Below are 24,678 nucleotides of genomic sequence, written 5' to 3'. Positions count from 1 at the left end.
GTGATCGACTGAAACCGTCGTGCGGCGCGTCCGGCCGGGTCCGGGGTCCGGGACGCACACTGGAGGCACTACGGGGTAGGGAGGCGCCCATGAACACCGTCGGCCACCACCTCGCCTCCCCGTGGCGCCGCTCGACCGCCGCCGCGGTCGCGGGCGCCCTGCCCGCCCTGGCCTTCCCCGCCGCGAACCTGTGGTGGACCGCCTATGTCGCCCTGGTCCCCTGGCTGCTGCTGATCCGCACCGCGCCGACCGGGCGGCGGGCCGCCTTCGACGGCTGGTGGGGCGGGTTCGGGTTCATGCTGGCCATGCACCACTGGCTGCTGCCCAGCCTGCACGTGTTCACGTTCGTCCTCGCCGCGCTGCTGGGCGCGCTGTGGGCGCCGTGGGGGTGGCTGGCGCGCCGGACGCTGGGCGGGACCCCGTCCGGGGGCCGGGTCGCGGCCGCGCTGCTGGTGGTGCCGTCGGGCTGGCTGACGATCGAGCTGATCCGCTCCTGGCAGGGGCTCGGCGGGCCGTGGGGCGTGCTGGGCGCGAGCCAGTGGCGGGTGGAGGCCGCGCTGCGGCTGGCGTCGGTGGGCGGGGTGTGGCTGCCGAGCTTCCTGGTGGTGGCGCTGAACGTCGCCGTGGCCGTGCTGGTCGCGGTGCGCCGGGCCCGGGTGCCGGCCGTGGCGGGACTGGTCGCCGTGGCCGCCGCCGGGTCCGCCGCGTGGGTGGGATCGCCGCGTCCCGACCCCACCGGGGAGCGGGCGCGGATCGCGGTCGTCCAGCCGGGGGTGGTCTCCGGACGGGACAGCGCCGACCGCCGCTTCGACCGCGAGGAGCAACTCACCCGTCAGCTCGCCGGTCAGGACGTCGACCTGGTCGTCTGGGGGGAGAGCAGCGTCGGCTTCGACCTGGGCGACCGCCCCGACCTCGCCCGGCGGCTGGCCGCGCTGTCCCGCGGGACGGACGCGGAGATCCTGGTCAACGTGGACGCCCGGCGCTCGGACAGGCCCGGCATCTACAAGAGCTCGGTGCTGATCGGCCCGGACGGTCCGACCGGCGACCGGTACGACAAGATGCGGCTGGTGCCGTTCGGGGAGTACATCCCGGCCCGCTCGCTGCTGGGCTGGGCGACCTCCGTCGGGAAGGCGGCCGGCGAGGACCGGCGGCGGGGCTCCGAGCAGGTCGTCATGGACGTGGGGGACGGCCTGCGGATCGGCCCGATGGTGTGCTTCGAGTCGGCGTTCCCCGACATGAGCCGCCATCTCGCGCAGGACGGCGCCGGCGTCCTGCTCGCGCAGTCCTCCACGTCGACGTTCCAGCAGAGCTGGGCGCCCGCGCAGCACGCCTCGCTGGCCGCGCTGCGCGCCGCCGAGACCGGCCGCCCGATGGTGCACGCCACCCTGACCGGGGTGTCCGCCGTGTACGGCGCGGACGGCGGGCGCATCGGCCCGCGGCTCGGCACGGACGCCTCCGCCGCGCAGGTGTACGACGTGCCGCCGGCGCGGGGCACCACGCCGTACGTCCGCTTCGGCGACTGGCCCCCGCAGGCGGCGCTGCTCGTCCTCGCGGTCTACGGCGTGGTGGAGGCGGCGCGGTCTAGGCGAGGCGCTCGTCGACCGCTCGTACCACCCGTTCGCACAGCTCATGGGTCGCCAGTGCGTCACGGGCGCTGAGCACCTCGCCGGCGCGCACCGCGTCCAGGAAGGCGAGCGCCGCCTGCTCGATGCCGCGCTGCTGGGACACCGGCACCCAGTCGCCGCGCCGCCGTACGGTCGGTCGCCCCTTGTGGTCGATCACCTCGGCGAGGTTGACCACCTGGCGCTTGGAGTCCTGGCCGGACACCTCGAGGATCTCCTCGGAGGAGCCGCTGAGCCGGTTCATCACGCCGAGGGCGGTGAAGCCGTCGCCGGCGAGCTGGAGCACCACGTGGTGCAGCAGCCCGTCCTCGGCGCGGGCGCGGACCGTCACGTCGTCGATCTGCCCGGGCGCCAGGAAGCGCAGGGTGTCCACGACGTGGATGAAGTCGTCGAGGATCGTCCGGCGGGGCTCCTCCGGCAGCCCGGCCCGGTTCTTCTGCATGAGGATCAGCTCGCGCGGGTGGTCCGCGCACTGCGCGTAGCCGGGGGCGTGGCGGCGGTTGAAGCCGACCGCGAGGCTGGTGCCGCGCTCCTCGGCGAGCGTCACCAGCCGCTCGGAGGCGGCGAGTTCGTAGGCGAGCGGCTTGTCGACGTACGTCGGCACACCCGCTTCGAGCAGCCGGGTCACGATCCGCGGGTGGGCGTCGGTCGGGGCGTGCACGAAGGCCGCGTCGAGGCCCGCGCCGATCAGCGCGTCGAGGTCGGCGTGGCGGCGCCCGGCCGGCAGGTGGAGGGCGTCGCCGACCCGCTCCAGCGTGGCCGGGGTGCGGGTCTGCAGGTGCAGTTCCACCCCGGGCTGGACGGCGAGCACCGGAAGGTACGCCTTCTGCGCGATGTCGCCGAGCCCGATGCAGCCGACCTTCACGGTGTGTTCTCCTCTGGTCCTTGCCCGGCCTGGTCCGCTGCGAGCATACGGGGTGCCCCGGAGCCGTCCCCGTCCGCGCCGGACGGCCCTCCCGGCGGCCGCCAGTCGGCGACGCCGTCGAACCCGCGCAGGAAGAGCGACGGCGCCGCCCTGGACAGCGCGGCCAGCGCGGTGTCCCGTACGGCCGTGCCGATGCGGCCGGTCGTCATCACGTTGAGCCGGGCCACCCGCACCGCCCGGCGTGAGACGGCCGTGGTGCGCGGGAGGCGGGCGGCGGTGTAGCCGGGGAGGCCGTCGGCGACGGGGGCGTGGGCGGACCCGGGCATGCCCGGGCGGGGGAAGGCGAGGGTGATCGCGTCCTCGATGGCCTGGTTGCCGCCCTGGCCGAGGGTGGGCGGCATGGCGTGCGCGGCGTCGCCGACGAGCGCCACGCGGCCCCGGTGGAAGGCGGGCAGCGGCTCGGCGATGTGATGGACGTCGTGCCGCAGGACGTCCTCGGGCCGGACGGCGGCCAGCACCTCGGGGACCGGGCTGTGCCAGTCGCCGTAGCGGCGCAGCAGTTCGGCCCGTTCGTCGTCCGGGGCCCGCTCCCCCGCGGGCGCGACGGCGGCGGCGTAGGCGTACACCCGGCCGTCCTTGAGGGGGTGGGTGCCCCAGATGCGGCCGCGGCCCCAGGTCTCGTGCGAGGGGAACGCGACGCCGGACAGCGGGATCACGACCCGCCAGGTGGTGAAGCCGCTGTACACGGCGCCGGGGTGGCCGGGGAAGAGGGCGCCGCGCACGGCGGAGCGGATGCCGTCGGCGGCCACCACCAGGTCGGCCTCCAGTTCGCCTTCGGGTGTCTCCACGCGGGCCGGCCTGCGGGGGTCGCCCGGGACGCCGGGGTCGGTCAGCCGGGCGGGGGCGCCGGTGCGGACCGCGCCGGACGGGAGCCGTCCGGCGAGGTGGTCGACGAGGGTGGCGCGGTGCAGCAGGACGAGCGGGCCGCCGAAGCGTTCGGCCGCCGCGACGGCGTCGGTGCGGGCCAGCCACCGGCCGCTCGGGGCGCGCAGCCCGCCGTCGCCCTGCCAGGCGGAGAGGGCGCGGATGTCGTCGCCCAGGCCGATGACGTCCAGCGCACGGAGCGCGTTGGGGGACAGGGAGATCGCCGCGCCCGCCGGCTCGAGGGAGGGGGCGCGCTCCAGGACGGTCACCTGCGCTCCGCGCAGGTGCAGGGCTGCGGCCGCCGTCAGTCCGCCGATCCCCCCGCCGATCACGATCACCCGTTCGATCGCTGTCATGGCTCCTCCTCGTGGCCGCTGACTACATCTGTAGTGGACCCTCGGCTCCAACGTACTACATCCGTAGTGAGACGGGTAGGTTGACCTCCATGTCCGAACGCACCACCGCCGGCGCCCGCGCCGGCCTCGTCGCCGACACCGCCCTCGCCCTGCTCGCCGAGCGGGGCATGCGGGGCCTGACCCATCGGGCGGTGGACGAGACGGCCGGGCTCCCCCAGGGCTCCACGTCCAACGTGGCGCGCACCCGGCAGGCGCTGCTGGAACTGGCGGTACGCCGTCTCGCCGACCGGGAGGAGCGGGTGCTGGCCCTCCACGAGCTGCCCGACCCTCGCGGTGGCGCCGACGCCCTGCTGGACGCGCTGGCCCTGACCGTCCACCGCGCGCTGACCCACCACCACGAGCTGACCCTCGCCCGCTACGAACTCGCCCTGGAGGCCACCCGCCGCCCCGAACTCCGCGCCCACTTCGACGCGGCCGGCGCCCGCTTCCGCGACCACCTCACCGCCCTCGTCACGGCGATGGGCTCCACGTCCCCGGCCCGCCACGCCCTGTCCCTGGTCTCCTGGGCCGACGGCCTTCTCTTCTCCTGCGTGGCGGGCTCCTACCACGCCCAGGTGCCGTCGGTGACGGACATCCGCACCGACCTGCGGGAACTCCTCGACGGGATGCTGGGGACCGCGGGGCGCCGGCGGCGGTCGGAGGAGTGACACCCGGCCTCACCGCGACGAAACCGGGCAGCAGCACCGTATGAAGCCTTCACCGCGTTTCACGTTGGCCGCGACCACGCTCGACGCACCGGACGCCCAGGAGCTGGCGGGGTTCTACCAGGCCCTGCTCGGGTGGCCGGTGCGGACATCCGGACCGGACTGGGTCGAGATCGGCCCCTCCGACGGCGGTACCGGGCTGTCGTTCCAGACGGAGCCGCTCTTCACTCCTCCGCGGTGGCCGTCCGCGCGGTCCGGGCAGCAGATGATGATGCACCTGGACATCGAGGTGGACGATCTGCCGTCGGCGGCCGAGCGTGCCGTCGCCCTGGGGGCGACCGTGGCGGATTACCAGCCGCAGGACGACGTGCGGGTCCTGTACGACCCGGTGGGCCACCCGTTCTGCCTCTTCGTGCGCACCGGCGCGAGCACCTGACCGTGACACCGGTGCCGCGCCGCCCCGCGGCCCGCCGCCGCAAAACCCTTGGTGTGAGGCCGCGTCGGCGGGAAAGGATGCGGGCATGACGCCCCAGCACACGACTTCCCAGCGCACCGAACCCGCACCGAACGCCGATGAACGGACCATGCTCGAGGGGTGGCTCAACTACCACCGCGCGACGCTCGCCCGCAAGTGCGAGGGGCTGACGGACGAACAGGTGCGGACCGCCTCGGTGCCGCCGTCGGACCTGTCGCTGATGGGGCTGGTGCGGCACATGGCGGAGGTGGAGCGCTCGTGGTTCCGCCGGGTGTTCGCCGGTGAGGACGCGGGGCCGATCTACTACGGCGAGGCCGACCCGGACGGCGAGTTCCACCCCGGCGAGGCGGACACCTGGAAGGACGCCTACGAGACCTGGCAGGCGGAGATCGAGGCCGCCCGCCGCGCCGCGTCCGGTCACCCCCTGGACGACCTCTCCCGCGGGCGGCACCATTCCAGCCCCGAGCCGTACTCCCTGCGCTGGATCTACACGCACATGATCGAGGAGTACGCCCGGCACAACGGCCACGCGGACCTGATCCGCCAGCGGATCGACGGCGCCACCGGCGAGTGACGTCACCCGGCACGCCGGCGGGGCCCCCGAAGGTGGGCGGACATCACCCGTGCGGGGGAGGACCGCGCCTGTCCGTCCACCGTCCGGCGGGTGGAACCAGCAAAGTGGCGGGGGTGCAGCGAACGACGACCACAGCAACGCTTCTGGTGACCGTGGCGGTCGCCGCCCTCTCGGGCTGCGTGACGGTCCAGCGTCCCCTCGCACCGGGCCCGGCGACCGCGCCGCCGCACGGTGCCGGGCACGACGCGGCGGGACGCGGCGCCTCCCCTGCCGAGCAGGCGCCGGCGCGTGAGGCCCTGCGGAGGGTCCCGGTCGACGAGCCCGAGGCGTCGCCGTCGGACCGGACCACCCCGAAGGCGAAGCCCTCGGAACCGGACGCGCCGTCCGACGCGCGCAACGGGCAGGCGCGCACGGACCGGCCCCGGAGTCCCGAGCAGCCGCAGCCGCGCCGGCGCACCCCCGCGCCACGCCCGTCGGCCAAGCTCCCGGGCGGCGGGTCGCCGGACGGCGGCACGTCCGGCGGCGGCTCGGACATCTGCGCGCTGGGCCGGGAGTACGGCGGCTGGCCGGCGGACAGCCCGCAGGCGCGGATCTGCCAGGACACCTACGGACGCTGAGCCGCACCGCGCCTCATGGTCGCCGCGGGGGGCCCGGTCCCCCGGGCGGTGTCCCGTCCTCGCCCAGCCGTGCCTCCAGCCGCCGAACGGCGTCCTGCACGTCCTGGCCGTAACGGTCGTCGGCGAGGGTGCGGGCAGCGCCCCGGGCCCGCTCCAGATGGGCACGGGCCGCGTCGCGACGGCCGAGGCGGGCGTAGTCGGCGGCCAGGTCGAGGTGCAGCGACGGGTACAGCGCGCGCACCGCCGGAGCGTTGTCGCGGGCCGGGGTCCCGTCGGCCTCCTCGGCCGCCGTCAGCGCCCGCAGGTCCCAGGCCAGTTCGTCCTCGGGGTCGTCCTGGGTGTCGGCCAGGCAGCGGGCGAGCGTGCAGCGGTGCAGCGGGTCGCCGTGCTCGCCGATCTCGGTCCACAGACCGAGGAAGCGGTGCCGCGCCTCCTCACGGTCCCCCGCGTGGTGCAGCATCACGGCCTGGCCGATCCGGGTGAGCAGGGCGTCCGGCGCCGCCTGCTCCTGTCGCTCCGCCACCGCGTCCTCCGCACCGTCGCCCGCTGTCGCCCCCGACGCTAACCGCAGGAGCGGACGATTCCGGACAGGCCGCCCCGCGACGTGCCGGGCGCGGAGGGGCGGGGCGGGGCGCCCCTCCGCACCCGGCCGGCCGGACCGGCCGGCGCGTCAGCCCAGGTTCGGGAGGGTCCAGTCGATCGGCTGGTGCCCCTGCGCGGCCACCGCCTCGTTGATCCGGGAGAACGGCCGGGAGCCGAAGAACTTCTTCGCGGACAGCGGCGAGGGGTGCGCCCCCTTCACCACCACGTGCCGGCTCTCGTCGATCAGCGGCAGCTTCTTCTGCGCGTAGTTGCCCCACAGCACGAAGACCGCGGGGTCGGGGCGGTCGGCCACCGCGCGGATCACCGCGTCGGTGAACCGCTCCCAGCCCTTCCCCTTGTGCGAGTTGGCCTCCCCCGCGCGGACCGTGAGCACCGCGTTGAGCAGCAGCACGCCCTGCCGGGCCCACGGCATCAGATAGCCGTTGTCCGGGACGGGCGTGCCCAGGTCGGCGTGCAGCTCCTTGTAGATGTTCCGCAGGGACGGCGGGATCTTCACCCCGGGCCGGACCGAGAAGCACAGCCCGTGCCCCTGGCCCTCGCCGTGGTACGGGTCCTGGCCGAGCACCAGCACCTTCACCTCGTCGTACGGCGTGGCCTCCAGCGCCGCGAAGACCTCCTCGCGGGGCGGGTAGACGGGACCGCGCGCCCGCTCCTCCTCGACGAACTCGGTCAGCTCCTCGAAGTAGGGCTGCTTCAGCTCGTCGCCCAGAACCCCGCGCCAGGACTCGGGCAGCATGGCGATGTCGGTCACGTCGATTCCCTTGCTCACGTGGTCGTTTCCCGGTCTCAGAACCTACCGGCGCCCACTGACAGCCGGCCCCGCGGCCGGCCGTGCCGGGTGCGCTACCAGCTGGTCTTCCGGGAGAGCTGCCACATCATCATGATGGTGGACGGGTCCAGGGCGCGCTCGGCGCCCGAGATGTCCCGGCTCGCCGCCACGTGCTGCCGGCCCTGCCACAGCGGGAGCAGCCGCACGTCGTCCACGAGGATCTCCTGGGCCTCCTCGAACTGCTTCACCACGTTGCCCCGGTCGCTCTCCCGGCGTGAGCTGGGCAGCAGGTCGTTGACGATCTTCTTGGCCTCGTACGGCGTGCCGAGCGCGTTCTGCCTGCCGACGAACGGGGCGATGAAGTTGTCCGCGTCCGGGAAGTCGGGGAACCAGCCACGGCCGAACACCGGGTACTCGCCCTTCTGGTAGCCCTCGACGTAGGTCTTCCAGGGGCGGCTCTTCAGCGTGACGTCGAACAGCTCCGACGCCTCCAGCTGCCGCTCCAGCTCCTTGAACTCCAGGGCGGTCTCGGAGCCGTAGCGGTCCGAGGTGTACCAGAGGGTGAGCGGCACCCGCTCGGTGATGCCGGCGTCCCGGAGGATCTCGCGGGCCTTGCCGGCGTCGGGCTCGCCGAAGTCGTCGAAGAAGCCGGTGGTGTGTCCGGTCAGGCCCTTGGGGACCATCGAGTACAGCGGGTCGACGGTGTCCTTGTAGACCTTGTGCGCGATCGCGGCGCGGTCGACGAGCTGCGCGATCGCGTGGCGCACCGCCTTCTTCCCGGCCCACGGGTCCTTCGGGTTGAACACCAGGTAGTTGATGTCGGTGCCGGTGCCGTCGATGAGCTGGATCTCCTCCTCCTTGGAGGTCCTGCCCTGCAGCTCGACGATGTCGCCCGCGGCCAGCCCGCGGTAGGTGAGGTCGATCCGCTTGTCGCGCAGCGCCTCGACCATCTCGCCCGAGTCCTGGTAGTAGCGGATGGTGACGGCGTTGTTCTTCCGCTCGGCGTACCCCTTGTAGCGGTCGTTGCGGACCAGCCGGGCCTCCTTGCCCTCCTCGTACGACTGGAGGGTGTACGGGCCCGATCCGACGACGCTCTTGTCCTCGCGGAGCGATCCCGCCGGGTAGGAGTCGGGGTCGACGATCGACATCGCGGGGGTGGCGAGCACGAACGGGAAGGTGGCGTCGGGCTTGTTGAGGTAGAAGACCACCTCGCGCTCGCTCGGCGCCTGGACCCTCTCGAGGCTGCCCAGCAGACCGGCCGGACCGCCGTTGACGTCGATCTGGCGGATGCGGTCGATCGAGTGCTTGACCGCCTTGGCGTCCAGCTTGCCCCCGTCGGAGAACGTCAGGCCCTCGCGCAGCTCGCAGCGGAACACCTGGTTGGAGGTGTCGGAGAACTCGCACTTCTCCGCCGCGTCCGGCTGCGGGGTCGTCGCGCCGATCGGGTAGCTCAGCAGCGTCTGGTAGATGTTGCGGAACAGCTCCCAGGAGCTGTCCCAGGACGCGGCAGGATCCAGCGTGCTCGGCGAGCTGGTGGTTCCCACGACGATGGGGTCCTCGTCCTCCGGGCTGTCGGACGACAGGACGCCGCATCCGGTCACCAGGGACGATATGGACGCGATGGCCGCCACCCGCCGCAGGCATCGGTTCCGGTTGAACACGCGCACGCTCCTCGATCTGCCGTACCAAGGTCGGCGAACGATACCGCAGCGACACGCCCACCGACCCTGCCCTGGAAGGGAGTTGAGATCAACTGGCGGATGACTACGTTGTCACGCGCGTTCCGGCCCTGAAACGCCGACACGGGCGCCGTTTTCGTCAACGGCGCCCGTGTCGGACGGGGCGTTCGTGACCCGTGTGCACGCGTGGTGCGCACAGCGGATCGGCGCGTACGGGTCAGCCGACGCCGGCGTTGAGGAAGATGCCGCCGTCGACGACCAGGGTCTGGCCGGTGACCCAGGCGGACTGGTCCGAGGTGAGGAACGCGGCCGCGCCGCCGATGTCGGACGGCACGCCGAGCCGGCCGAGCGGGTAGGAAGCGGCGGCCTCCTCCTCCCGGCCCTCGTACAGCGCCTGGGCGAACTTGGTCTTCACCACCGCCGGGGCGATGGCGTTGACCCGCACCCGGGGCGCGAACTCGTGCGCCAGCTGCTGGGTGAGGTTGATCAGCGCGGCCTTGCTGACGCCGTACGCGGCGATGAAGGGCGAGGGCGCGATGCCCGCGACGGAGGCGATGTTGACGATCGCCCCGCCGTTGTCCTTCTGCCAGGCGTGCCAGGTCTTCTGCGCGAAACCGAGCGCGGAGATCACATTGGTCTCGAAGACCTTGCGCGCCACGTTCAGGTCGAGGTCGGCGATCGGCCCGAACACCGGGTTGGTGCCCGCGTTGTTGACCAGGTAGTCGACCCGGCCGAAGGCCTCCATCACGCGCTCGACGGCGAGTGCCTGGTGGGCCTCGTCGTGCGCCTTGCCGGCCACGTGGACGGCCCGGTCGGCGCCGAGCTTCTCGACGGCCTCCTTGAGGGCGTCCTCGTTGCGTCCGGTGATGCAGACCCGGTCGCCGCGCGCGACCAGGGCCTCGGCGACGCCGTAGCCGATGCCGCGGCTGGCGCCCGTGATCAGGGCGACCTTGCCGGTGGGTTCCACTGTCGTCATGTCCGGTTCCCCTAGTCGAGCGGTCCGCCGGCCACGTACAGCACCTGGCCGGAGACGAAGCCGGCCGCGTCCGCGGTGAAGAAGGCGATGGCGTTGGCGACGTCCTCGGGCTCGCCGACGCGGGCGACGGGGATCTGGGTGGCGGCGGCGGCCTTGAAGTCCTCGAAGCCCATGCCGACGCGGTCGGCGGTGGCCTTGGTCATCTCGGTGGCGATGAAGCCGGGGGCGACGGCGTTGGCGGTGACGCCGAACTTGCCGAGCTCCTTGGCGAGGGTCTTGGTGAAGCCCTGCAGACCGGCCTTGGCGGCGGAGTAGTTGACCTGGCCGCGGTTGCCGAGCGCGGAGGAGGACGACAGGTTGACGATGCGGCCGAAGCCGGCGTCCACCATGTGCTTCTGGCAGGCCTTCGACATCAGGAAGGCACCGCGCAGGTGCACGTTCATGACGGTGTCCCAGTCGGAGACGCTCATCTTGAACAGCAGGTTGTCGCGCAGCACGCCCGCGTTGTTGACCAGGACGGTCGGCGCGCCGAGCTCCTCGGCGACGCGCGCGACGGCCGCCTCGACCTGCGCCTCGTCGGAGACGTCGCAGCCGACGGCGATCGCCTTGCCGCCGGCGGCGGTGATCTTCTCGACGGTGTCCTTGCAGGCGGCCTCGTCGAGGTCCAGCACGGCGACCGCGCGGCCCTCGGCGGCCAGTCGTACGGCGGTGGCGGCGCCGATGCCGCGCGCGGCGCCGGTGACGACCGCGACCCGCGCTTCAGTGGTGGACATACCTGCTTCTCCTCGCCCTTGGGATGCGGCTCCTGCGGCCGGCCCGAATCGGTGAGCGACCGCTTAGTACCTTCAGCAGACGTGACGCTAGAAGCCCTGGCACCCGGTGTCAACGGCGCACCGCGCGTGTGTGATCCATTCCCCGCGCCCGGCCGGATCCGTCCGGCACCCGATCGGCCCAGCGCTGCGCGCCGCCGCGGCGGGCGGGACCTAGCGTCGAAGCGCGAGCCCCCGCGGCCGGAAAGGAGGCGTTCGATGCGTCGTCGCACCGGTGCCATAGGCACGCTGATCGCGCTCGCCGCGATCGTGCCGATGGCCGACCTCGCCCACGCCCAGGACCTGGACTGCGGCGACTTCACCTACCAGGAGGACGCGCAGGCCTTCTTCGAGACGGACCGCGGCGACCCGCACCGGCTCGACGAGGACCCCGGCCCGGACGACGGCATCGCCTGCGAGGCCCTGCCGCGCCGCGGCCTCACCTCCTCCACCTTCCGCCCGGCCCCGTCACCGCCCCCGTCCTCGCGCCCGGCGACCCCGATGTCCGCGGTCCCGACGACGGCCGTCCCGACGTCCGCGGTCCCGACCCGGACGCCGACCGTGACCGCCACGACGTCACCGACCCGCTCCCCGAGCCCGGCCGCGACGCCCACGCGGACCTCCGCCGCCCCCACGCCGACCCGCGGCGTCCAGGGCGGTCTGGGCGGCTCCTCGGACAACGGCCCGACCACCTGGGACGTGGGCATCGGCGCCACGTTCGTGACAAGCGCCCTGCTCGCCGCCGGCCACGTCATCCGGCGCCGCCGCGCCTGACGGCGCCCCCCCCGGCGCGGCCGGCGCCTCCCCGGCCCGCGTCCGGCGCGGCGACCGCCCACCCGGCACCGCGTGCCCTAGCGGACCAGCAGGTCCAGCAGCCGCTCCGTCTCCGCCTCCGGGTCGGCCGTGAGGCCGGTGTGGACCGGGCCCGGCTGGACGATCGTCGAACGGGGGGCGACCAGCCAGCGGAAGCGGCGGCCCGCGTCGTCGTGGGCCGCCTGGCCCGCCGCGTCGCCGCCGGCGCAGACGTCCTCGACGGCGCGCAGCGCGGCCCGGACGCCGGACACGTCGGCGGCGGGGTCGAGGGCCAGCAGCCGCGCCTCGTCGAGGTGGGTGCGGGCCCCGGCGTAGGACAGGGGCCGGCAGTACACCAGCACCCCCGCGTTGATGCGCTCGCCGCGCTCGATCCGCGGCACGACGTGCAGCAGGGCGTACTCGTAGACGTGCAGGTCGCTCACCGGTCCCCCTCGAGGCCCTTGATGCGGTGGTGGATCCCGTCGGCGCGGGCGAGCAGCGGGCGGGCGTAGGCGCGCCGGAGGTCGTCGGGACGGTCGAAGCCGGGTTCTCCGGCCAGCCAGACGTCGGGGACCTGGGCGGTGACCTCGGCCAGCAGGTCCTCGGTGATGCGCGGGGCGAGGTCCGCGGCCGCCGCGGCGACGTCCGGCGCGGCGCCGCGCAGGGCGTGGTCGGAGGCGTCGTAGGGGCGGGCGGCGGAGGTCTCGGCACCGGGCCAGTTGTGGTGCCAGATCATGGTCGCGCCGTGGTCGATGAGCCACAGCTCCCCGCGCAGGTGCAGCATGTTGGGGTTGCGCCAGGAGCGGTCGACGTTGTTGACCAGCGCGTCGAACCACACGATCCGGCCGGCCTCCTCGGGGCTCACCTCGAAGGCGAGCGGGTCGAAGCCGAGGGCGCCGGAGAGGAAGCGCGTCCCGAGGTTGGTGCCGCCGCTGGACTTCAGCAGCTGCTGCACCTCGGGGTCGGGTTCGCCGAGCCCGAGCACCGGGTCGAGTTCCACGGTGACCAGGCGCGGCACCCGCAGCCCCAGCCGGCGGGCCAGTTCCCCGCAGACGACCTCGGCGACGAGCGTCTTGCGGCCCTGTCCGGCGCCGGTGAACTTCAGCGCGTAGGTGCCGAGGTCGTCCGCCTCGATCAGTCCCGGGAGCGAGCCGCCCTCGCGCAGCGGCGCGATGAATCGGGTCGCGATGACTTCCTTGAGCATCGCCCCAGGCTACTGGCGTGTCGCCGCACGTCGGAGGCGGCCCGGTGACGCGCCGCAGGTGACCGACAGGCGAACGACAGCGCCGGCTTACGCCCCTCCGACCGTGCGTGGGCGAAGCTGTCGGCGCTGCTTGAACGGCGTGGGCCCGCTGACCGTACCTGTTTCCAGATCACGCTCCATCCCCGGAAGGGACACACCGGCATGACCGTATCGTTCCAGTCCGCATCGGGACCCGCCCGCCGTACCGTGGTGGCGGCCGCGGGGGCCGCCGGCCTCGCCGTGGCGCTGACCGCCTGCGGGGGTTCCGACGACGACGCGCCCGCCTCGGCGGAGTCCGGCGGCACGGCGGACGACGCCGCGAACGGCGGCGGCAGCGCCGAGGGTTCCGGCGGCGGGGACGCCGCCGGCGGCACGCCGCTCGCGTCGACCGCCGACATCCCCGAGGGCGGCGGCAAGGTGTTCGCCGACCAGCAGGTGGTGGTCGTCCAGCCGTCGGCGGGCGAGTTCAAGGCGTTCTCCGCGACCTGCACCCACCAGGGCTGCGCGGTGAAGAGCGTCTCCGACGGGCTCATCAACTGCCCCTGCCACAACAGCAACTTCTCCATCGCTGACGGCAGTGTGAGCAGCGGTCCGGCGACCAAGCCGCTGCCCGCGGTGCGGATCACCGTCGACGGCGACTCCATCACCCTCGCCTGAACCGCCGCCGCCCGTGCACGATGGGGGAATTCCGTGCACGGCACAAGCACAGCAGGACCGCAGGAGGGGCCGTATGACCGCCACGCAGCGCCGGGGCCGCAGGATCATGATGACGCCCGGGGAGCTGGACGGCTTCCTCACCGAACAGCGCACCTGCCGGGTCGCCACGGTGTCCGCCGACGGCATGCCGCACGTGAGCACCCTGTGGTTCGTGTGGGACGGCGGCTCGATGTGGCTGTACTCCGTGGTGCGCAGCAGGCGGTTCGCGGATCTGCGGCGTGACCCGCGGGTGGCGGTCGTGGTCGACACGGGCGAGGAGTACGGCGAGCTGCGCGGCGCGGAGCTGTCCGGGCGGGTGGAGTTCGTGGGCGAGATCCCGCGCACCGGCGAGCTGCGGGCGGAACTGGACGTGCCGGAGACGCTGTTCGCCCGGAAGAACTTCGGCCTGGACGAGATGCCGCACGACGGCCGGCACGCGTGGCTGCGGCTGACCCCGGAGAAGGTCGTGTCCTGGGACTTCAGGAAGCTGTCGCACCTGTCCTGACCGGCGCGGCGTCCTCCGGTGTCCTGACCCGCGCGGCGTCCTCCGGGACGGTGTCCCGGAGGACGCCCTCCCCGGGGGCGCCCCCGAAGCGCTCCCCCGCCGCCCGCAGCGCCCGTACCGCCGCGCGGATCGACGGGCGGCGGTCGGCGTCGGCGCGCCAGACGACGAACACGTGCCGCCGGACGCGCTGCCGCAGCGGCACGGTCACCACCCCGCCGGGCAGCGGGTCGCGGCCCAGCAGCGGCGCGACGCACACCCCGAGCCCCGCCGCGACCAGGTTGAGCTGGGTGTGGCTCTCGGCGGCGCGGTGGGCGACGATCGGTTCGACGCCCCTGGAGCGCAGGGTGAACATCAGCCACTCGTGGCAGAACTCGCCCTCGCCCCAGGTGATCCACTCGTCCTCGGCCAGCTCGGCGAGGTCGATCTCCGCACGGCCCGCGAGCGGATGGCCGGCGGGCAGGGCGACGTCGGCCGGGTCGTCCAGCAGCAGGGCCCTGACCAGCCCGTCGGGCAGCGGCATCGGCTTGTTGTACCAGTCGAGCACCACCGCGAGGTCGAGGTCGCCGCGGACCACGTCCCGGATGCCGTTCTCGGGTTCCAGCTCCCGCGACCGCACCCGCAGGGCCGGATGCCGTTGCCGCAGGTCGGCGAGCGCGAGCGGGAACAGTCCGCGGGCGGCGGTCGGGAAGGCGGACATCCGCAGTTCGCCCGCGACCTGACCGCGCTGCGCCTCCAGGTCGGCCTGGGCCAGTTCCACCTGGGACAGGATGCGCGCGGCGTGCTCGGCGAGCAGCCGGCCCGCGTCCGTGAGCCGCACACCGCGCCCGTGCTTGGCGAGGAGCCGCTGGCCGACCTCGCGTTCCAGCTTGGCCATTTGCTGGGAGACGGCCGAGGTGGTGATGTGCAGCCCCTCCGCCGCGCCGCTGACCGAGCCGTGCCGGGCGAGGGCGTCGAGGGTGCGCAGGCGATCCAGGTTCAACATGTAAGCGATGCTACGAGATATCGCGTGCGAATTCTCGATTGTGCTACGAGATGAGTCTGCCTCATCGTTATCGGCATGAGCAGCGTCACCGCGACCACCACCACCGCGCCGGATCCGACCGACCCCGCGCCCGCACCCGCCCGCCCCCGCCTCGACTGGAGGCTGCGCTTCGTCGCCCTGTCCCTGATCTGGGGCTTCAGCTTCCTCCTCATCAAGGTGGGCACGCAGGGCTACGCCCCGTTCCAGGTCACCCTGGGGCGGCTGGCGTTCGGCACGGCCGTGCTGGCGGTGGCCATGGCGGTGCGGCGGGAGGGGCTTCCGCGCGGCGCCCGCACCTGGGGGCACCTGGCGGTCGCCGGTTTCCTGCTGAACGCCCTGCCGTTCTCGCTGTTCGCCTTCGCGGAGCTGACCATCCCGTCCACCCTGGCCGGCATCTGCAACGCGACCTCCCCGCTGTGGGGCATGGCGCTGTCCCTGGTGGCGCTGCGCGAGGACCGGCCGACCCGGGTGCGGGTGGCCGGGCTGGGCCTGGGCTTCCTCGGGGTGCTGACCGTGCTGGGGGCGTGGCAGGGCTTCGAGGGCCTGGACGCGCGCGGCACGGCCCTGGCCCTGATCGCCTCGCTGAGCTACCCCGTCGGCTGGATCTACGTCCGCCGCACCCTCGCCGGCAGCAGCCACTCCCACCTGTCGCTGACCGGCGGCCAGTTGCTGCTCGCGACGGTGCAACTGGCGATCGTGACCCCGCTGTTCACGTCGGCGCCGTCGGGCCTGGCGATCGGACCGCTGCTGGCGATCGCCGCGCTGGGCACACTCGGCACGGGCCTGGCGGTCCTCGTCCAGTACGGCATCGTCGCGGAGGTCGGCCCGACGACCGGCCAGATGGTCACCTACTTCGTCCCGGTCATCGCCGCCGCGGCCGGCGTCCTGCTGCTGGGCGAGACGCTGACCTGGTCGACACCGGTCGGCGCGGCCGTCGTGCTGGCGGGGGCGGCGCTGACCCAGGTGAAGCCGAAACGGCCGGCGTGACGGGACGGGCCGTCGTGCCGGCGGGGGCGGCACCGGTCCAGGCCAAACCGAAACGGCCGACGTCACGGGACGGGGCCGCCGCCTCTCAGGCGTAGGTCCGCCGGTCCCCCTCACCGGGCCGCACGGCCGAGGCGACCGCCTCGGCCAGCGGTTCGATCTCCGCCTGCGTGAGCGTGGAGACGGTGACGCGGATGCCCGGCGGGGCGGTCATCCGGAAGCGCGCCCCGGGCGCCACCGCCCAGCCGGCGTGCAGCAGCCGGGCGACCGCCCCGGTCTCGTCGGGGACCGGCACCCACAGATTCATGCCGCTGCGCCCGTGCGCGGTGATCCCGCGCCGTCGCAGCGCCGAGGCCAGCGCGTCCCGGCGCCGCCCGTAGCACGCCGCGACGGCCGCCGGATCCACCGCGCCGTCGGCCCACAGCCGTGCCACCGCGCGCTGGACGGTCAGGCTGACCCAGCCGGGCCCGAGCCGCTGCCGGCCGCGCACCCGGTCGAGGGTGAGCGTGTCGCCGGTGAGGATCCCGAGGCGCAGGTCGGGCCCGTACGCCTTGGCGGCCGAGCGGGAGAAGGCCCAGCGGTGCGTGGCGCCCGCGAGGGCGTGCAGCGGCAGGTCGACGATGTGGTGCCCGTGGTCGTCCTCGATCAGCAGCGTCTCGGGGTGGTCGGCGAGCACCGCGCGCAGGGCCTGGGCGCGTGCGGCGCTCAGCGCGGCGCCGGTCGGGTTCTGCGCGCGGTCGGTGACGATCAGCGCCCGCGCCCCGCCCGCCAGCGCCCCGCGCACGTCGCCGGGCAGCGGTCCCTCGTCGTCGACGGCCACCGGCACGGTGCGCAGGCCGAGCGCCGGGACCAGGTCCAGCAGACTCCCCCACCCCGGGTCCTCCACCACCACCGCGTCCCCGGTCCGCAGATGGGCGGCGAGCACCCGCTCCACGGCGTCCAGCGCGCCCGAGGTGACGGCGACCGGCCCGTCCGGCACCCCGTCGGCGTCCAGCCCGGCCCGCGCCAGCCGCTCCAGTCCGGGATCGACGGGGGCATGCCCGTACAGCACCGGCTCCCGGTCGCCCTGGGCCGCGGCCGCCGCGAAGGCACCGGCCAGCGGGGGCAGCAGTGCGGGGTCGGGATTCCCGTCGGACAGGTCGCGCACGCCCGGCGGGACCTCCACCCGGATCAGTTCCCGGGCGGTGGTGGCCGGCTTGGGCCGCACCCGGCTCCCCCGCCGGCCCGCGGTCTCGATGACCCCACGCTCGCGCAGGGTCCGGTACGCGGCGGCCACGGTGTTCGGATTCACCCCGAGACGCTCGGCCAGCTCCCGCATGGGAGGCAGCGGTTCGCCCGGCCGCAGGGCCCCCTCCCCCACCGCCCGCTCGATGCTCGCGGAAATGTCCGCTGCGCGCCGCCCACTGATCCGATACTCTCCTAGCACAAACCTTATTATGCACTAGTACAATGGAGCTGGCCATGCAGGGGCCCCAGTCACCGCAGCGGCGACCCGACGCCGCCTACACGCCCACCGCGCGCACCGTCCCCACCCGCGCCGCCCAGCGCGCGGGGTACGACAAGGACCTGGTGCACGCGATACTCGACGAGGGCTACGTCTGCCACCTCGGCTTCGTCCGGGACGGCGCCCCGGTCGTCCTGCCCACGCTCTACGGCCGCGTCGGCGAGGTCCTCTACGTCCACGGCTCCACCGGCTCCCGCCCGCTGCGCGCCGCCGCCCGGTCCGGCGAAGGGCTCCCCGTGTGCCTCACGGTCACCCACGTCGACGGCCTGGTGCTGGCCCGCTCCGCCTTCCACCACTCGGTCAACTACCGCTCCGTGGTCGTGCACGGCACGGCGTACGACGTGACCGACCCGGAGGAGAAGCGGCGGGCGCTCGACGCCCTGGTCGACCACGTCGTGCCGGGCCGCGCCGCCGGCTCCCGCCCGGCCGACAAGAAGGAACTGGCCGCCACGGCGGTGCTCCGCCTCCGCCTCGACGAGGTCTCCGCCAAGGCGCGCACCGGCGGTGTCAACGACGAGCCCGAGGACCTGTCCCTGCCCCACTGGGCGGGCGTCCTCCCCGTCCGCACGGCCTACGGCGTCCCCGAGCCGGACCCGGGTCTGGCCCCCGGCACCGAGGTCCCCGGGTATCTGACGGCCCTGTGATGCCGGTCCGCCCCTGGGACGCACTCCGCGACGACATGCGGCAACGGTGACCCGCCACCCACGACCTCGGCCGGCCCACGGCCGACGGCCCACCGGGCGCACCGCTCCGCGTCCAGCCCCCGCGCTCCGCCTGCGACGCCGACCACGGCGAGGCGGTGACCCGCCCGGCCCGCTCCGTCCCACTCCGGCCCGCTCCGTCCCGCGACCGAGGCCGCTCCGGACGTCCCGCTGAGCGTGCTCGACGCCCACGCGCGCGTCCCCGGGACGGGGCAGGCCGACGCCCGGGCACGGCGCCCCGGCCGGCCTCTGCGCCGCCGTGCGGGTGCGCTGCCGGGCCCACCTCGTGGACGACCCGGCGGAGAAGGCGGCCCTGCTGAACCGCCGAGTCGGCCACGTCCGGCCGGAGGGCGGCTCCGCACCGGCCGCACCGGGCGAGGCCGCGTACGGGAGGCTCCTGTCCGGCGTCCGCGGCCTCCGGCTCGGAGCGGCCGATGTCCGGGCCGAGTCCGCGTACGCGGGGCAAGCGGTCGCAGGCGGCCCGGAACCGCACGGCCGACGGCTCGTCGGAACGGGGTTCGCGCGGGACGCGGCAGCACGGGGGCGCGTCCTGCGGGTGGGGCCGGCCACCCGCTGATGCAGCGGCGACACCCGACGGCCACGGGCAGGGCGCCTCCGGTCGACCGGTGGCGCCCTGCCTCACCTCAGGCCGGGACGGCGTCCCGCCGTGTTCCACGGGCGGCCCGCGCGTCCCGCGCCTCGCCGACCGCAAGGCCCGCCACCGACCCCAGCATCAGCAGGGTGCCGGCCAGCGTCGCCGCCGTGAGGCGTTCGCCGAGGAGGACGACGGCCAGCACCGCCGCGCTGACCGGCTCGAGCAGCATGATCACGGACACGGTCGCCGACCGGACGACCGCGGCGCCCGCGAAGTAGAGGCCGTAGGCCAGCGCGGTCGGCACGGTCGCGACGTAGGCCAGCAGGAGCAGCAGGGTGCCGGGCGCGTCGGTGTGCGGCAGCAGCCCCTCGACCGCGGCGAACGGCAGAAGCACCAGACTGGTGACGGCGAACGCCCCGACGGTCGCGCCGGACGAGTCGGTGCCGCCGTCCCGCCCCCACCAGCGGGTGAGCAGGGTCATCGCGGAATAGCCGGCGGCGGACAGCAGGGCGAGCAGCACCCCCACCGGGTCCACGGTCGCGTCCTCGCCGCCGAGGACGAGCACCACGAGTCCGAGGAGCGCGCCCGCGACGGACGCGAGGCCGCCGCGTCCCAGCCGTTCCCCCATGGTGAGCCGGGCGCCGACGGCCATCAGCACCGGACCGGCGCCCAGGGTGACGACAGTGGCCACGGCGAGCCCCGTCGCGGAGACGGCGGCGAAGTACGCGGTCTGGAAGACCGCGAGCCCGATGCCGGTGGCCGCGGCCCGCGCCGCCCGGCGGCCCAGCGGCGCGGGGACGGTGGCGCGGGACCGCCCGGACAGCAGCCGTACCGCGTACAGCACGGCGAGCCCGGCGGCGCAGCGCCAGAAGGACAGGGCGACGGGGCCCATGTCGCTGGTCCGGTAGACCAATGAGGCGGCGGCGCCCGCGGTGCCCCAGGCGGCACCGGCGACGACGAGATAGATCAGGCCACGCCCGACGGGCAGGCCGGAGACGTTGTTCGACACGTGTTCTCTCTCCGCAGAGGCGCGCACCACGCGTCGGCGTGGGCGCGGACGTTCGGAAGGGAGCCCGGCTCAGGCCCGGCCGGGGCCGGGGGGACCGGGGTCCGCTGACTTCGTCCGCGGGCAGCACCGCGACGCCCGGCACACTGCCGGGCGCATGCGCCGGAGAGCCCGCCTCAGGCGGCCGGCGGCGGGAGAACACGTGCGCGCATATACATGATCAGCACCCTAGGCGGTGGTTCCCGGCGAGGACAACTCCCTTTCGCGGCCTCCGCTCGCGACGGGTTCCCCGGGGGGCTTCGCCGGAGCGGAGGACTGGGCGATGAGGGCGCCGGTCAGCACGACCACGCCGCCGACGATCTGCGGCGCCGACAGGTGCTCGCCCAGCAGCACCCAGGCGAGGACGGTGGCGATGACCGCCTCCAGGCAGGCCACGACACCGGCGATCTGCGGTGAGAGGCGACGCACCGACAGCACCCCGGTGACGTACGCGGCGACCGTGGCGATCAGGACGATCCAGCCCAGCAGCAGGAAGGCGGCGACGGGCGTGCCGTCCATCGCGGCGGTGCCGGTGAGCACGGACCGGTCCATGGACCAGGGCCGCGCGATCACGGTCAGCACGGCGGCGCCGATGAGCAGCCCGTACGCGATGACGCCGAGCGGGTCGGGGGCCTCCTCGCTGTCGCTGCCCTGGTCGGACAGGACGAAGTAGCCGACCTGGCAGCAGGCGGCGCCGAGCGCGAGCGCGAGTCCGAGGGCGTCGAAGCCGAGTCCCGCCCACACCTCGACGACGCAGGCCAGCCCGCCCACGGCGAGCACCACGCCGACGGCGGCGGCGCGGGTCACCGGCCGCCGCTGCACGAACCGCACCCAGCCGAGGACGAGCGCGGGCGCCAGGTACTCGACGAGCAGCGCGACGCCGACGGGGATGCGGGAGATCGCGGCGAAGTAGCAGGCCTGCACACCGGCCACGGCGAACAGCCCGAACCCGGCGAGCAGCGCGGGCCGGCGGCGCAGCAGCCCGCGGTGGCGGACGGCCAGCGGCAGCATGACGAGAGCCGCGCCCGCCACCCGCAGCCACACGACGTGCAGCGGGTCGAGTCCCGCCTCGATCAGCGGCTTGGCCGCCACGCCGGAGCCGCCGAAGGCCACGGCGGACACCAGCGCGAGGGTCAGCCCGGTGCCTCGGGCGCGTGAGCTGCGGGGAGGAGCTGTCGTGGACACCGCCACATGATGACAGTCTTCGACAGGACCGTCACCCCCTGAGGCACCTGTCGTCCCGCGCCCTCCTCGGGCGCGGGGAACCGCACAGAGGGGGCCGGAGGGCGAAGCCCCCTTCCGTGTGACCGGGGGCGAAGAGGCGGGGAGACAAGAAAAAAGCCCGCCCAGCGGCCCGCCCCTCAGCCCGCCGGACCCCGATCCGCCTCACCCGTGAGGTCATGGGGATCCACCCCGGCCCGCCGCAGCACCTCGGCAGCCCGCGCCTGCGGATCCGCGACGAGCGCGGCCAGCAGATCCGTCCCGCGAACCGCCCCGCCACCCCGACGGGCAGCCCGCTCACGCGCCCGCTCCACACAACCCGCCGCAAGCGGCGAGAACCCCGCCGCCCCCTCCACGACCGGCAGCCCGCCCGCGTCCTCGACGGCCCCCTGCCACCTCAGTCCGTAGCCGATGCTGCGCTGCACCAGGTACCCGAGCAGCCGGGCCACCGTGGGGCCCTCACCGAACGCGGCCCGCACCTCGGGGTCGGACTCGAGCAGGGAGTGCAGCAGATGCGCGGTGTCGATCTGCCGGTCGCCGTCCCGGACCACCCTGCGCCGGGCGCCGGCCACCACCGCCGCCAGCTCCGGGCCGAGCCCGGCGTCGTCGTCCGCGCCGCGCGCGGCCTGCGCCTGGGGCCACTGGGCCTGCTGCCGGGGGATACGGGTTCGCACGTCTCCCACCCCATCAGTCCGGGCAGCCGGGCACATCCCCGGCGCGACGCATCTTGACGTCCCACGGGAAGCGGACACGGCCTGGCGAAATCTCCTCCTCGAGAACGAGATCAGGGCGCACACGCCTAAGGGGCGCACGCCTCCGGGCGCGCGCCCCCCAAACTCTCCCGCCGGCCGGCGGCCGTCGGCTCAGTGCTCATCCGCGAGGATCAGATACAGCTTCTTGCGGGCCTCGTTGATGACGGCGAGCGCCTTGTCACGCTGCTCCTTGTTCCCCGTCTTCCAGACCTGCCCGAAGGCCTCCATCAGGCCGAACCCGGCCTGCCGGACTTCGTTCAGCGCCTCCCAGTCCACCCCGCGCGAGGCCTCCTCCCAGGGCGCCTCCGGACCGTCCTCGGCGGCCGTGCGGCCGGCCTCGGTGAGGGAGAACAGCTTCTTGCCGCCCTCGGACTCGCTGACGATCAGGCCCTCGTCCTCCAGCAGTTGGAGCGTGGGGTAGACCGAGCCGGGGCTGGGCTTCCACGCCCCGCCGCTGCGCTCGGCGATCTCCTGGATCATCTCGTAGCCGTGCATCGGGCGGTCCTTCAGGAGAGCCAGGATCGACGCGCGGACGTCACCGCGCCGCGCCCTTCCCCTGGGTCCGCCGCGCCCTCGGCCGCCCCAGGGGCCGCCGTGGCCGAAGCCGGGGCCGAAGAGACCTCCGGGTCCGCCCGGACCACCGGGGCCGAAGGGCCCGAAGGCCGCCCGCAGCCGTTCGAAATCGTCCCGCCCGCCGCGCGGGCCACCGTGTCCGTGCTCCTGGCCGTAGGTACGCATCGCAACCACCTCATCCCATCATTGATCTATTGCGACACTTCAACGATATATCGTAATGGCTCAGCCGACAAGGCCCTCGGCACCGGACCCGCCGCGCGGTGACTCCCGCCCCCGCATCAAGGCCGCCACCCTCGCACCGGCCCGCTCCCCCGGGCCGCCCGCCCGCCCTCTACCGTCTGAGGCATGCGGATCCGAATCGTCGACGCCTTCACCGACCGTCCTTTCAGCGGCAACCCGGCCGGAGTGCTGCTCCTCGATGCCTTCCCGGAGGACTCCTGGCTGCAGGACGTCGCCCTGGAGGTCAACCACCCCGAGACGGCCTTCGCCCACCCGCTGCCCGAGGGCGGCGAGGCCGACTGGGCGTTGCGCTGGTTCACGCCGGTCACCGAAGTGGCCATGTGCGGCCACGCCACGCTCGCCACCGCGCACGTCCTGCACACCACCGGCGCCCACAAGGGCCCGGTGCGGTTCGCCACGCGCAGCGGCGTGCTGGTCGCCGAGCCGGAGGAGGACGGCACCGTCACCCTGGACTTCCCCACCGCCCCGCTCACCGCCGTCGACGTGCCCGAGGGCGTCGCGGAGGCGCTCGGCGCCCCCGTCCTGTCCGCCTTCGACACCGGCCCGAACGTCGGCGACCTGCTCGTCGAGCTGGCCGACGAGCGGACCGTGCACACCCTGCGGCCCGACCACAAGGCTCTGAAGACCTACTCCGAGCGCGGGATCATCGCCACCGCCCGCGCCGGAGACCCGGACGCGGCCCACGACTTCGTCTCGCGCTGCTTCTTCCCCAACGTCGGCATCGACGAGGACGCGGTCACCGGAAGCGCGCACACCGCGCTCGCCCCGTACTGGTCGCAGCGGCTCGGACGTGCCGTCCTCACCGGGCTCCAGGCCTCACCGCGCTCCGGCCTCGTCCGCACCGAGGTGCGCGGCGCCCGCACCCTGCTCGGCGGCCGGGCGGTGACGGTCATCGAGGGCGACCTGCTGGTCTGACCCCCGGCACGACGAAGGGGGCGTACGGCCGACCGGTCCGTACGCCCCCTTCGTCCGGCTCACGCCGTCGGCAGCCAGCCGACCTTGCCCGCGAGCAGCGCGTAGCCGACGAACGCGCCGATGTCGAGGAGCGTGTGCGCGGCCACCAGCGGCCCGACGCGTCCCCAGCGGCGGTACAGGTACACGAACACCACGCCCATGACCATGTTGCCGATGAAGCCGCCGATGCCCTGGTAGAGGTGGTACGAGCCGCGCAGCACCGCGCTGCCCGCCATCGAGGCGGTGGGCGACCAGCCGAGCTGGTCGAGCCGGCGCAGCAGATAGCCGACGACGAGGACCTCCTCGAGGATCGAGTTCTGCGCGGCCGACAGGATCAGCACGGGGTACTTCCACCACACCTCGGGCAGCGCCTCCGGCACCACGGTGAGATTGAAACCGAGCGCGCGCACGGCCAGGTAGAAGGCGATGCCGCTGCTGCCGATGACCGCCGCGATCGCGGCGCCGCGGCCGAGGTCGGACCAGGGCCGGGCGCGGTCGAAGCCGAGGGCGCGCAGTCCGGAGCCCTCGCGCAGCAGCAGGTGCGCGACCAGGGCCACCGGCACCAGCGCGGTGGTGATGCCGAACAGCTGCCAGGCCAGGTCCAGCCAGGGGCGGCCCGGCGCGGCCGAGGCGTTGAGGGTGGCCGCCTGGTCCTTCAGACCGCCCGGTCTGGTGACCGAGCCGACGAAACTGATCAGCGCGGACACTCCGCTCGCGCCGAGCGACAGCGCGAGGACGAGCAGTGTCTCGTCGCGCAGCGTCCTCCGCGAGAGGGTCCGCTCCGGATACGCATCGGCCCCCGGGCCCGCCGCCTCCGCCTGCACTCCTGCCTCCACATCACCGACCGGTCCGATCAGTATGAAGGCAGGACCTGTG

27 protein-coding genes are annotated in these 24,678 nt (G+C 74.3%); 11 read left to right on the top strand and 16 right to left on the bottom strand.

The features are described from left to right. Positions 1-89: 89 nt before the first annotated feature. Complete coding sequence (lnt, locus tag C1708_RS27770) at positions 90-1,658, top strand: apolipoprotein N-acyltransferase (protein WP_106415252.1); 1,569 nt, start codon at positions 90-92, stop codon at positions 1,656-1,658. On the opposite strand, the gene C1708_RS27765 is transcribed toward lnt, so the two are convergent. Together C1708_RS27765 and C1708_RS27760 are read right to left on the bottom strand one after the other, a co-directional pair. Continuing rightward, on the bottom strand, positions 1,582-2,487 hold the full coding sequence (locus tag C1708_RS27765; protein ID WP_106415251.1) for a Gfo/Idh/MocA family protein: 906 nt from the start codon (positions 2,485-2,487) through the stop codon (positions 1,582-1,584). The genes lnt and C1708_RS27765 overlap by 77 nt on opposite strands. Continuing rightward, positions 2,484-3,767, bottom strand: a complete 1,284-nt coding sequence (locus tag C1708_RS27760) for an FAD-dependent monooxygenase (protein ID WP_106415250.1) — start codon at positions 3,765-3,767, stop codon at positions 2,484-2,486. The genes C1708_RS27765 and C1708_RS27760 overlap by 4 nt, the downstream gene beginning before the upstream one ends. Before the next feature lie 89 nt (positions 3,768-3,856). On the opposite strand from C1708_RS27760, the gene C1708_RS27755 reads away from it, so the two are divergent. From C1708_RS27755 to C1708_RS27740, 4 genes are all read left to right on the top strand, one after another. After that, entirely contained in the window at positions 3,857-4,474 is a 618-nt protein-coding gene (locus tag C1708_RS27755; RefSeq protein ID WP_106415249.1) for a TetR/AcrR family transcriptional regulator, read from the top strand. Between the two features lie 40 nt (positions 4,475-4,514). After that, positions 4,515-4,907, top strand: coding sequence for a VOC family protein (locus tag C1708_RS27750; RefSeq protein WP_106415248.1), 393 nt, complete (start codon positions 4,515-4,517; stop codon positions 4,905-4,907). An 85-nt stretch (positions 4,908-4,992) separates the two neighbouring features. Further along, complete coding sequence (locus C1708_RS27745; protein WP_106415247.1) at positions 4,993-5,520, top strand: DinB family protein; 528 nt, start codon at positions 4,993-4,995, stop codon at positions 5,518-5,520. Positions 5,521-5,633: 113 nt separating this feature from the next. Continuing rightward, positions 5,634-6,137, top strand: coding sequence for a hypothetical protein (locus tag C1708_RS27740; RefSeq protein ID WP_502696090.1), 504 nt, complete (start codon positions 5,634-5,636; stop codon positions 6,135-6,137). Positions 6,138-6,150: 13 nt separating this feature from the next. On the opposite strand, the gene C1708_RS27735 is transcribed toward C1708_RS27740, so the two are convergent. The 5 genes from C1708_RS27735 to fabG form a co-directional block, all read right to left on the bottom strand. Then, entirely contained in the window at positions 6,151-6,660 is a 510-nt protein-coding gene (locus C1708_RS27735) for a hypothetical protein (RefSeq protein WP_106415245.1), read from the bottom strand. Positions 6,661-6,807: 147 nt separating this feature from the next. After that, positions 6,808-7,491 carry a uracil-DNA glycosylase gene (locus C1708_RS27730; protein WP_106416511.1) on the bottom strand — a complete coding sequence of 228 codons (684 nt, stop codon included), beginning with the start codon at positions 7,489-7,491 and terminating at the stop codon, positions 6,808-6,810. Between the two features lie 92 nt (positions 7,492-7,583). Beyond that, complete coding sequence (locus C1708_RS27725; protein WP_198602610.1) at positions 7,584-9,170, bottom strand: ABC transporter substrate-binding protein; 1,587 nt, start codon at positions 9,168-9,170, stop codon at positions 7,584-7,586. A 235-nt stretch (positions 9,171-9,405) separates the two neighbouring features. Next, positions 9,406-10,164, bottom strand: a complete 759-nt coding sequence (locus tag C1708_RS27720; RefSeq protein ID WP_106415243.1) for an SDR family oxidoreductase — start codon at positions 10,162-10,164, stop codon at positions 9,406-9,408. A gap of 11 nt (positions 10,165-10,175) precedes the next feature. Beyond that, entirely contained in the window at positions 10,176-10,937 is a 762-nt protein-coding gene (gene fabG / locus C1708_RS27715) for a 3-oxoacyl-ACP reductase FabG (protein WP_106415242.1), read from the bottom strand. A 255-nt stretch (positions 10,938-11,192) separates the two neighbouring features. On the opposite strand from fabG, the gene C1708_RS27710 reads away from it, so the two are divergent. After that, positions 11,193-11,747 (top strand): excalibur calcium-binding protein, encoded by a 555-nt coding sequence (locus tag C1708_RS27710; protein ID WP_106415241.1) that lies wholly within the window; start codon positions 11,193-11,195, stop codon positions 11,745-11,747. Between the two features lie 77 nt (positions 11,748-11,824). Here the strand turns inward: C1708_RS27710 and C1708_RS27705 are convergent, their stop codons facing one another. Both C1708_RS27705 and C1708_RS27700 read right to left on the bottom strand, forming a co-directional pair. After that, on the bottom strand, positions 11,825-12,208 hold the full coding sequence (locus C1708_RS27705; RefSeq protein ID WP_106415240.1) for a DUF3037 domain-containing protein: 384 nt from the start codon (positions 12,206-12,208) through the stop codon (positions 11,825-11,827). Next, positions 12,205-12,969 carry a HipA family kinase gene (locus C1708_RS27700; protein ID WP_106415239.1) on the bottom strand — a complete coding sequence of 255 codons (765 nt, stop codon included), beginning with the start codon at positions 12,967-12,969 and terminating at the stop codon, positions 12,205-12,207. Before C1708_RS27700 ends, C1708_RS27705 begins: the two co-directional genes overlap by 4 nt. A gap of 201 nt (positions 12,970-13,170) precedes the next feature. Here C1708_RS27700 and C1708_RS27695 point away from each other — a divergent pair, with 201 nt between their 5' ends. Beyond that, positions 13,171-13,665 carry a Rieske (2Fe-2S) protein gene (locus C1708_RS27695; protein WP_106415238.1) on the top strand — a complete coding sequence of 165 codons (495 nt, stop codon included), beginning with the start codon at positions 13,171-13,173 and terminating at the stop codon, positions 13,663-13,665. A gap of 73 nt (positions 13,666-13,738) precedes the next feature. After that, entirely contained in the window at positions 13,739-14,209 is a 471-nt protein-coding gene (locus tag C1708_RS27690) for a pyridoxamine 5'-phosphate oxidase family protein (protein ID WP_106415237.1), read from the top strand. Here C1708_RS27690 and C1708_RS27685 read toward each other — a convergent pair. Continuing rightward, a complete protein-coding gene (locus tag C1708_RS27685; protein WP_241911338.1) occupies positions 14,184-15,191 on the bottom strand; it encodes a LysR family transcriptional regulator in 1,008 nt (335 codons plus the stop codon). The two genes, C1708_RS27690 and C1708_RS27685, sit on opposite strands and share 26 nt — an antisense overlap. A gap of 75 nt (positions 15,192-15,266) precedes the next feature. On the opposite strand from C1708_RS27685, the gene C1708_RS27680 reads away from it, so the two are divergent. Further along, positions 15,267-16,217, top strand: coding sequence for a DMT family transporter (locus tag C1708_RS27680; protein WP_106415236.1), 951 nt, complete (start codon positions 15,267-15,269; stop codon positions 16,215-16,217). A gap of 85 nt (positions 16,218-16,302) precedes the next feature. Here the strand turns inward: C1708_RS27680 and C1708_RS27675 are convergent, their stop codons facing one another. After that, complete coding sequence (locus C1708_RS27675; protein ID WP_106415235.1) at positions 16,303-17,640, bottom strand: aminotransferase class I/II-fold pyridoxal phosphate-dependent enzyme; 1,338 nt, start codon at positions 17,638-17,640, stop codon at positions 16,303-16,305. 35 nt (positions 17,641-17,675) lie between these two features. Here C1708_RS27675 and C1708_RS27670 point away from each other — a divergent pair, with 35 nt between their 5' ends. Further along, complete coding sequence (locus tag C1708_RS27670) at positions 17,676-18,362, top strand: pyridoxamine 5'-phosphate oxidase family protein (protein WP_106415234.1); 687 nt, start codon at positions 17,676-17,678, stop codon at positions 18,360-18,362. Positions 18,363-19,063: 701 nt separating this feature from the next. Here C1708_RS27670 and C1708_RS27660 read toward each other — a convergent pair. The 4 genes from C1708_RS27660 to C1708_RS27645 all read right to left on the bottom strand — a co-directional run bounded on the left by C1708_RS27660 (position 19,064) and on the right by C1708_RS27645 (position 22,770). Then, positions 19,064-20,023: a DMT family transporter gene (locus C1708_RS27660; protein WP_106415233.1), complete on the bottom strand. Its 960-nt coding sequence runs from the start codon at positions 20,021-20,023 to the stop codon at positions 19,064-19,066. A 225-nt stretch (positions 20,024-20,248) separates the two neighbouring features. After that, complete coding sequence (locus tag C1708_RS27655) at positions 20,249-21,250, bottom strand: EamA family transporter (RefSeq protein ID WP_106415232.1); 1,002 nt, start codon at positions 21,248-21,250, stop codon at positions 20,249-20,251. A 170-nt stretch (positions 21,251-21,420) separates the two neighbouring features. Further along, positions 21,421-21,954 (bottom strand): Clp protease N-terminal domain-containing protein, encoded by a 534-nt coding sequence (locus tag C1708_RS27650; RefSeq protein ID WP_106416510.1) that lies wholly within the window; start codon positions 21,952-21,954, stop codon positions 21,421-21,423. 189 nt (positions 21,955-22,143) lie between these two features. Beyond that, positions 22,144-22,770, bottom strand: a complete 627-nt coding sequence (locus tag C1708_RS27645; protein WP_106415231.1) for a PadR family transcriptional regulator — start codon at positions 22,768-22,770, stop codon at positions 22,144-22,146. Positions 22,771-22,953: 183 nt separating this feature from the next. On the opposite strand from C1708_RS27645, the gene C1708_RS27640 reads away from it, so the two are divergent. Next, the gene (locus C1708_RS27640) at positions 22,954-23,763 is read left to right on the top strand and encodes a PhzF family phenazine biosynthesis protein (protein ID WP_106415230.1); all 810 of its coding nucleotides are present in this window, start codon (positions 22,954-22,956) and stop codon (positions 23,761-23,763) included. 59 nt (positions 23,764-23,822) lie between these two features. On the opposite strand, the gene C1708_RS27635 is transcribed toward C1708_RS27640, so the two are convergent. Then, positions 23,823-24,626, bottom strand: coding sequence for a CPBP family intramembrane glutamic endopeptidase (locus C1708_RS27635; protein ID WP_106415229.1), 804 nt, complete (start codon positions 24,624-24,626; stop codon positions 23,823-23,825). Between the last annotated feature and the right edge of the window lie 52 nt (positions 24,627-24,678).

It is taken from the genome of Streptomyces sp. DH-12 (assembly GCF_002899455.1).
GTDB lineage: Bacteria > Actinomycetota > Actinomycetes > Streptomycetales > Streptomycetaceae > Streptomyces.
The sequence above is the reverse complement of the archived record's forward strand: the minus strand, read 5'-3'. Positions and strand labels throughout refer to the sequence as shown.

Excerpts from the sequence above, each read along its gene's own strand:
- lnt (WP_106415252.1), top strand. The coding sequence starts at position 90 with ATGAACACCGTCGGCCACCACCTCGCCTCCCCGTGGCGCCGCTCGACC.
- C1708_RS27760 (WP_106415250.1), bottom strand. The coding sequence starts at position 3,767 with ATGACAGCGATCGAACGGGTGATCGTGATCGGCGGGGGGATCGGCGGA.
- C1708_RS27755 (WP_106415249.1), top strand. The coding sequence starts at position 3,857 with ATGTCCGAACGCACCACCGCCGGCGCCCGCGCCGGCCTCGTCGCCGAC.
- C1708_RS27750 (WP_106415248.1), top strand. The coding sequence starts at position 4,515 with ATGAAGCCTTCACCGCGTTTCACGTTGGCCGCGACCACGCTCGACGCA.
- C1708_RS27745 (WP_106415247.1), top strand. The coding sequence starts at position 4,993 with ATGACGCCCCAGCACACGACTTCCCAGCGCACCGAACCCGCACCGAAC.
- C1708_RS27720 (WP_106415243.1), bottom strand. The coding sequence starts at position 10,164 with ATGACGACAGTGGAACCCACCGGCAAGGTCGCCCTGATCACGGGCGCC.
- fabG (WP_106415242.1), bottom strand. The coding sequence starts at position 10,937 with ATGTCCACCACTGAAGCGCGGGTCGCGGTCGTCACCGGCGCCGCGCGC.
- C1708_RS27710 (WP_106415241.1), top strand. The coding sequence starts at position 11,193 with ATGCGTCGTCGCACCGGTGCCATAGGCACGCTGATCGCGCTCGCCGCG.
- C1708_RS27700 (WP_106415239.1), bottom strand. The coding sequence starts at position 12,969 with ATGCTCAAGGAAGTCATCGCGACCCGATTCATCGCGCCGCTGCGCGAG.
- C1708_RS27695 (WP_106415238.1), top strand. The coding sequence starts at position 13,171 with ATGACCGTATCGTTCCAGTCCGCATCGGGACCCGCCCGCCGTACCGTG.
- C1708_RS27690 (WP_106415237.1), top strand. The coding sequence starts at position 13,739 with ATGACCGCCACGCAGCGCCGGGGCCGCAGGATCATGATGACGCCCGGG.
- C1708_RS27685 (WP_241911338.1), bottom strand. The coding sequence starts at position 15,191 with ATGTTGAACCTGGATCGCCTGCGCACCCTCGACGCCCTCGCCCGGCAC.
- C1708_RS27680 (WP_106415236.1), top strand. The coding sequence starts at position 15,267 with ATGAGCAGCGTCACCGCGACCACCACCACCGCGCCGGATCCGACCGAC.
- C1708_RS27670 (WP_106415234.1), top strand. The coding sequence starts at position 17,676 with ATGCAGGGGCCCCAGTCACCGCAGCGGCGACCCGACGCCGCCTACACG.
- C1708_RS27645 (WP_106415231.1), bottom strand. The coding sequence starts at position 22,770 with ATGCGTACCTACGGCCAGGAGCACGGACACGGTGGCCCGCGCGGCGGG.
- C1708_RS27640 (WP_106415230.1), top strand. The coding sequence starts at position 22,954 with ATGCGGATCCGAATCGTCGACGCCTTCACCGACCGTCCTTTCAGCGGC.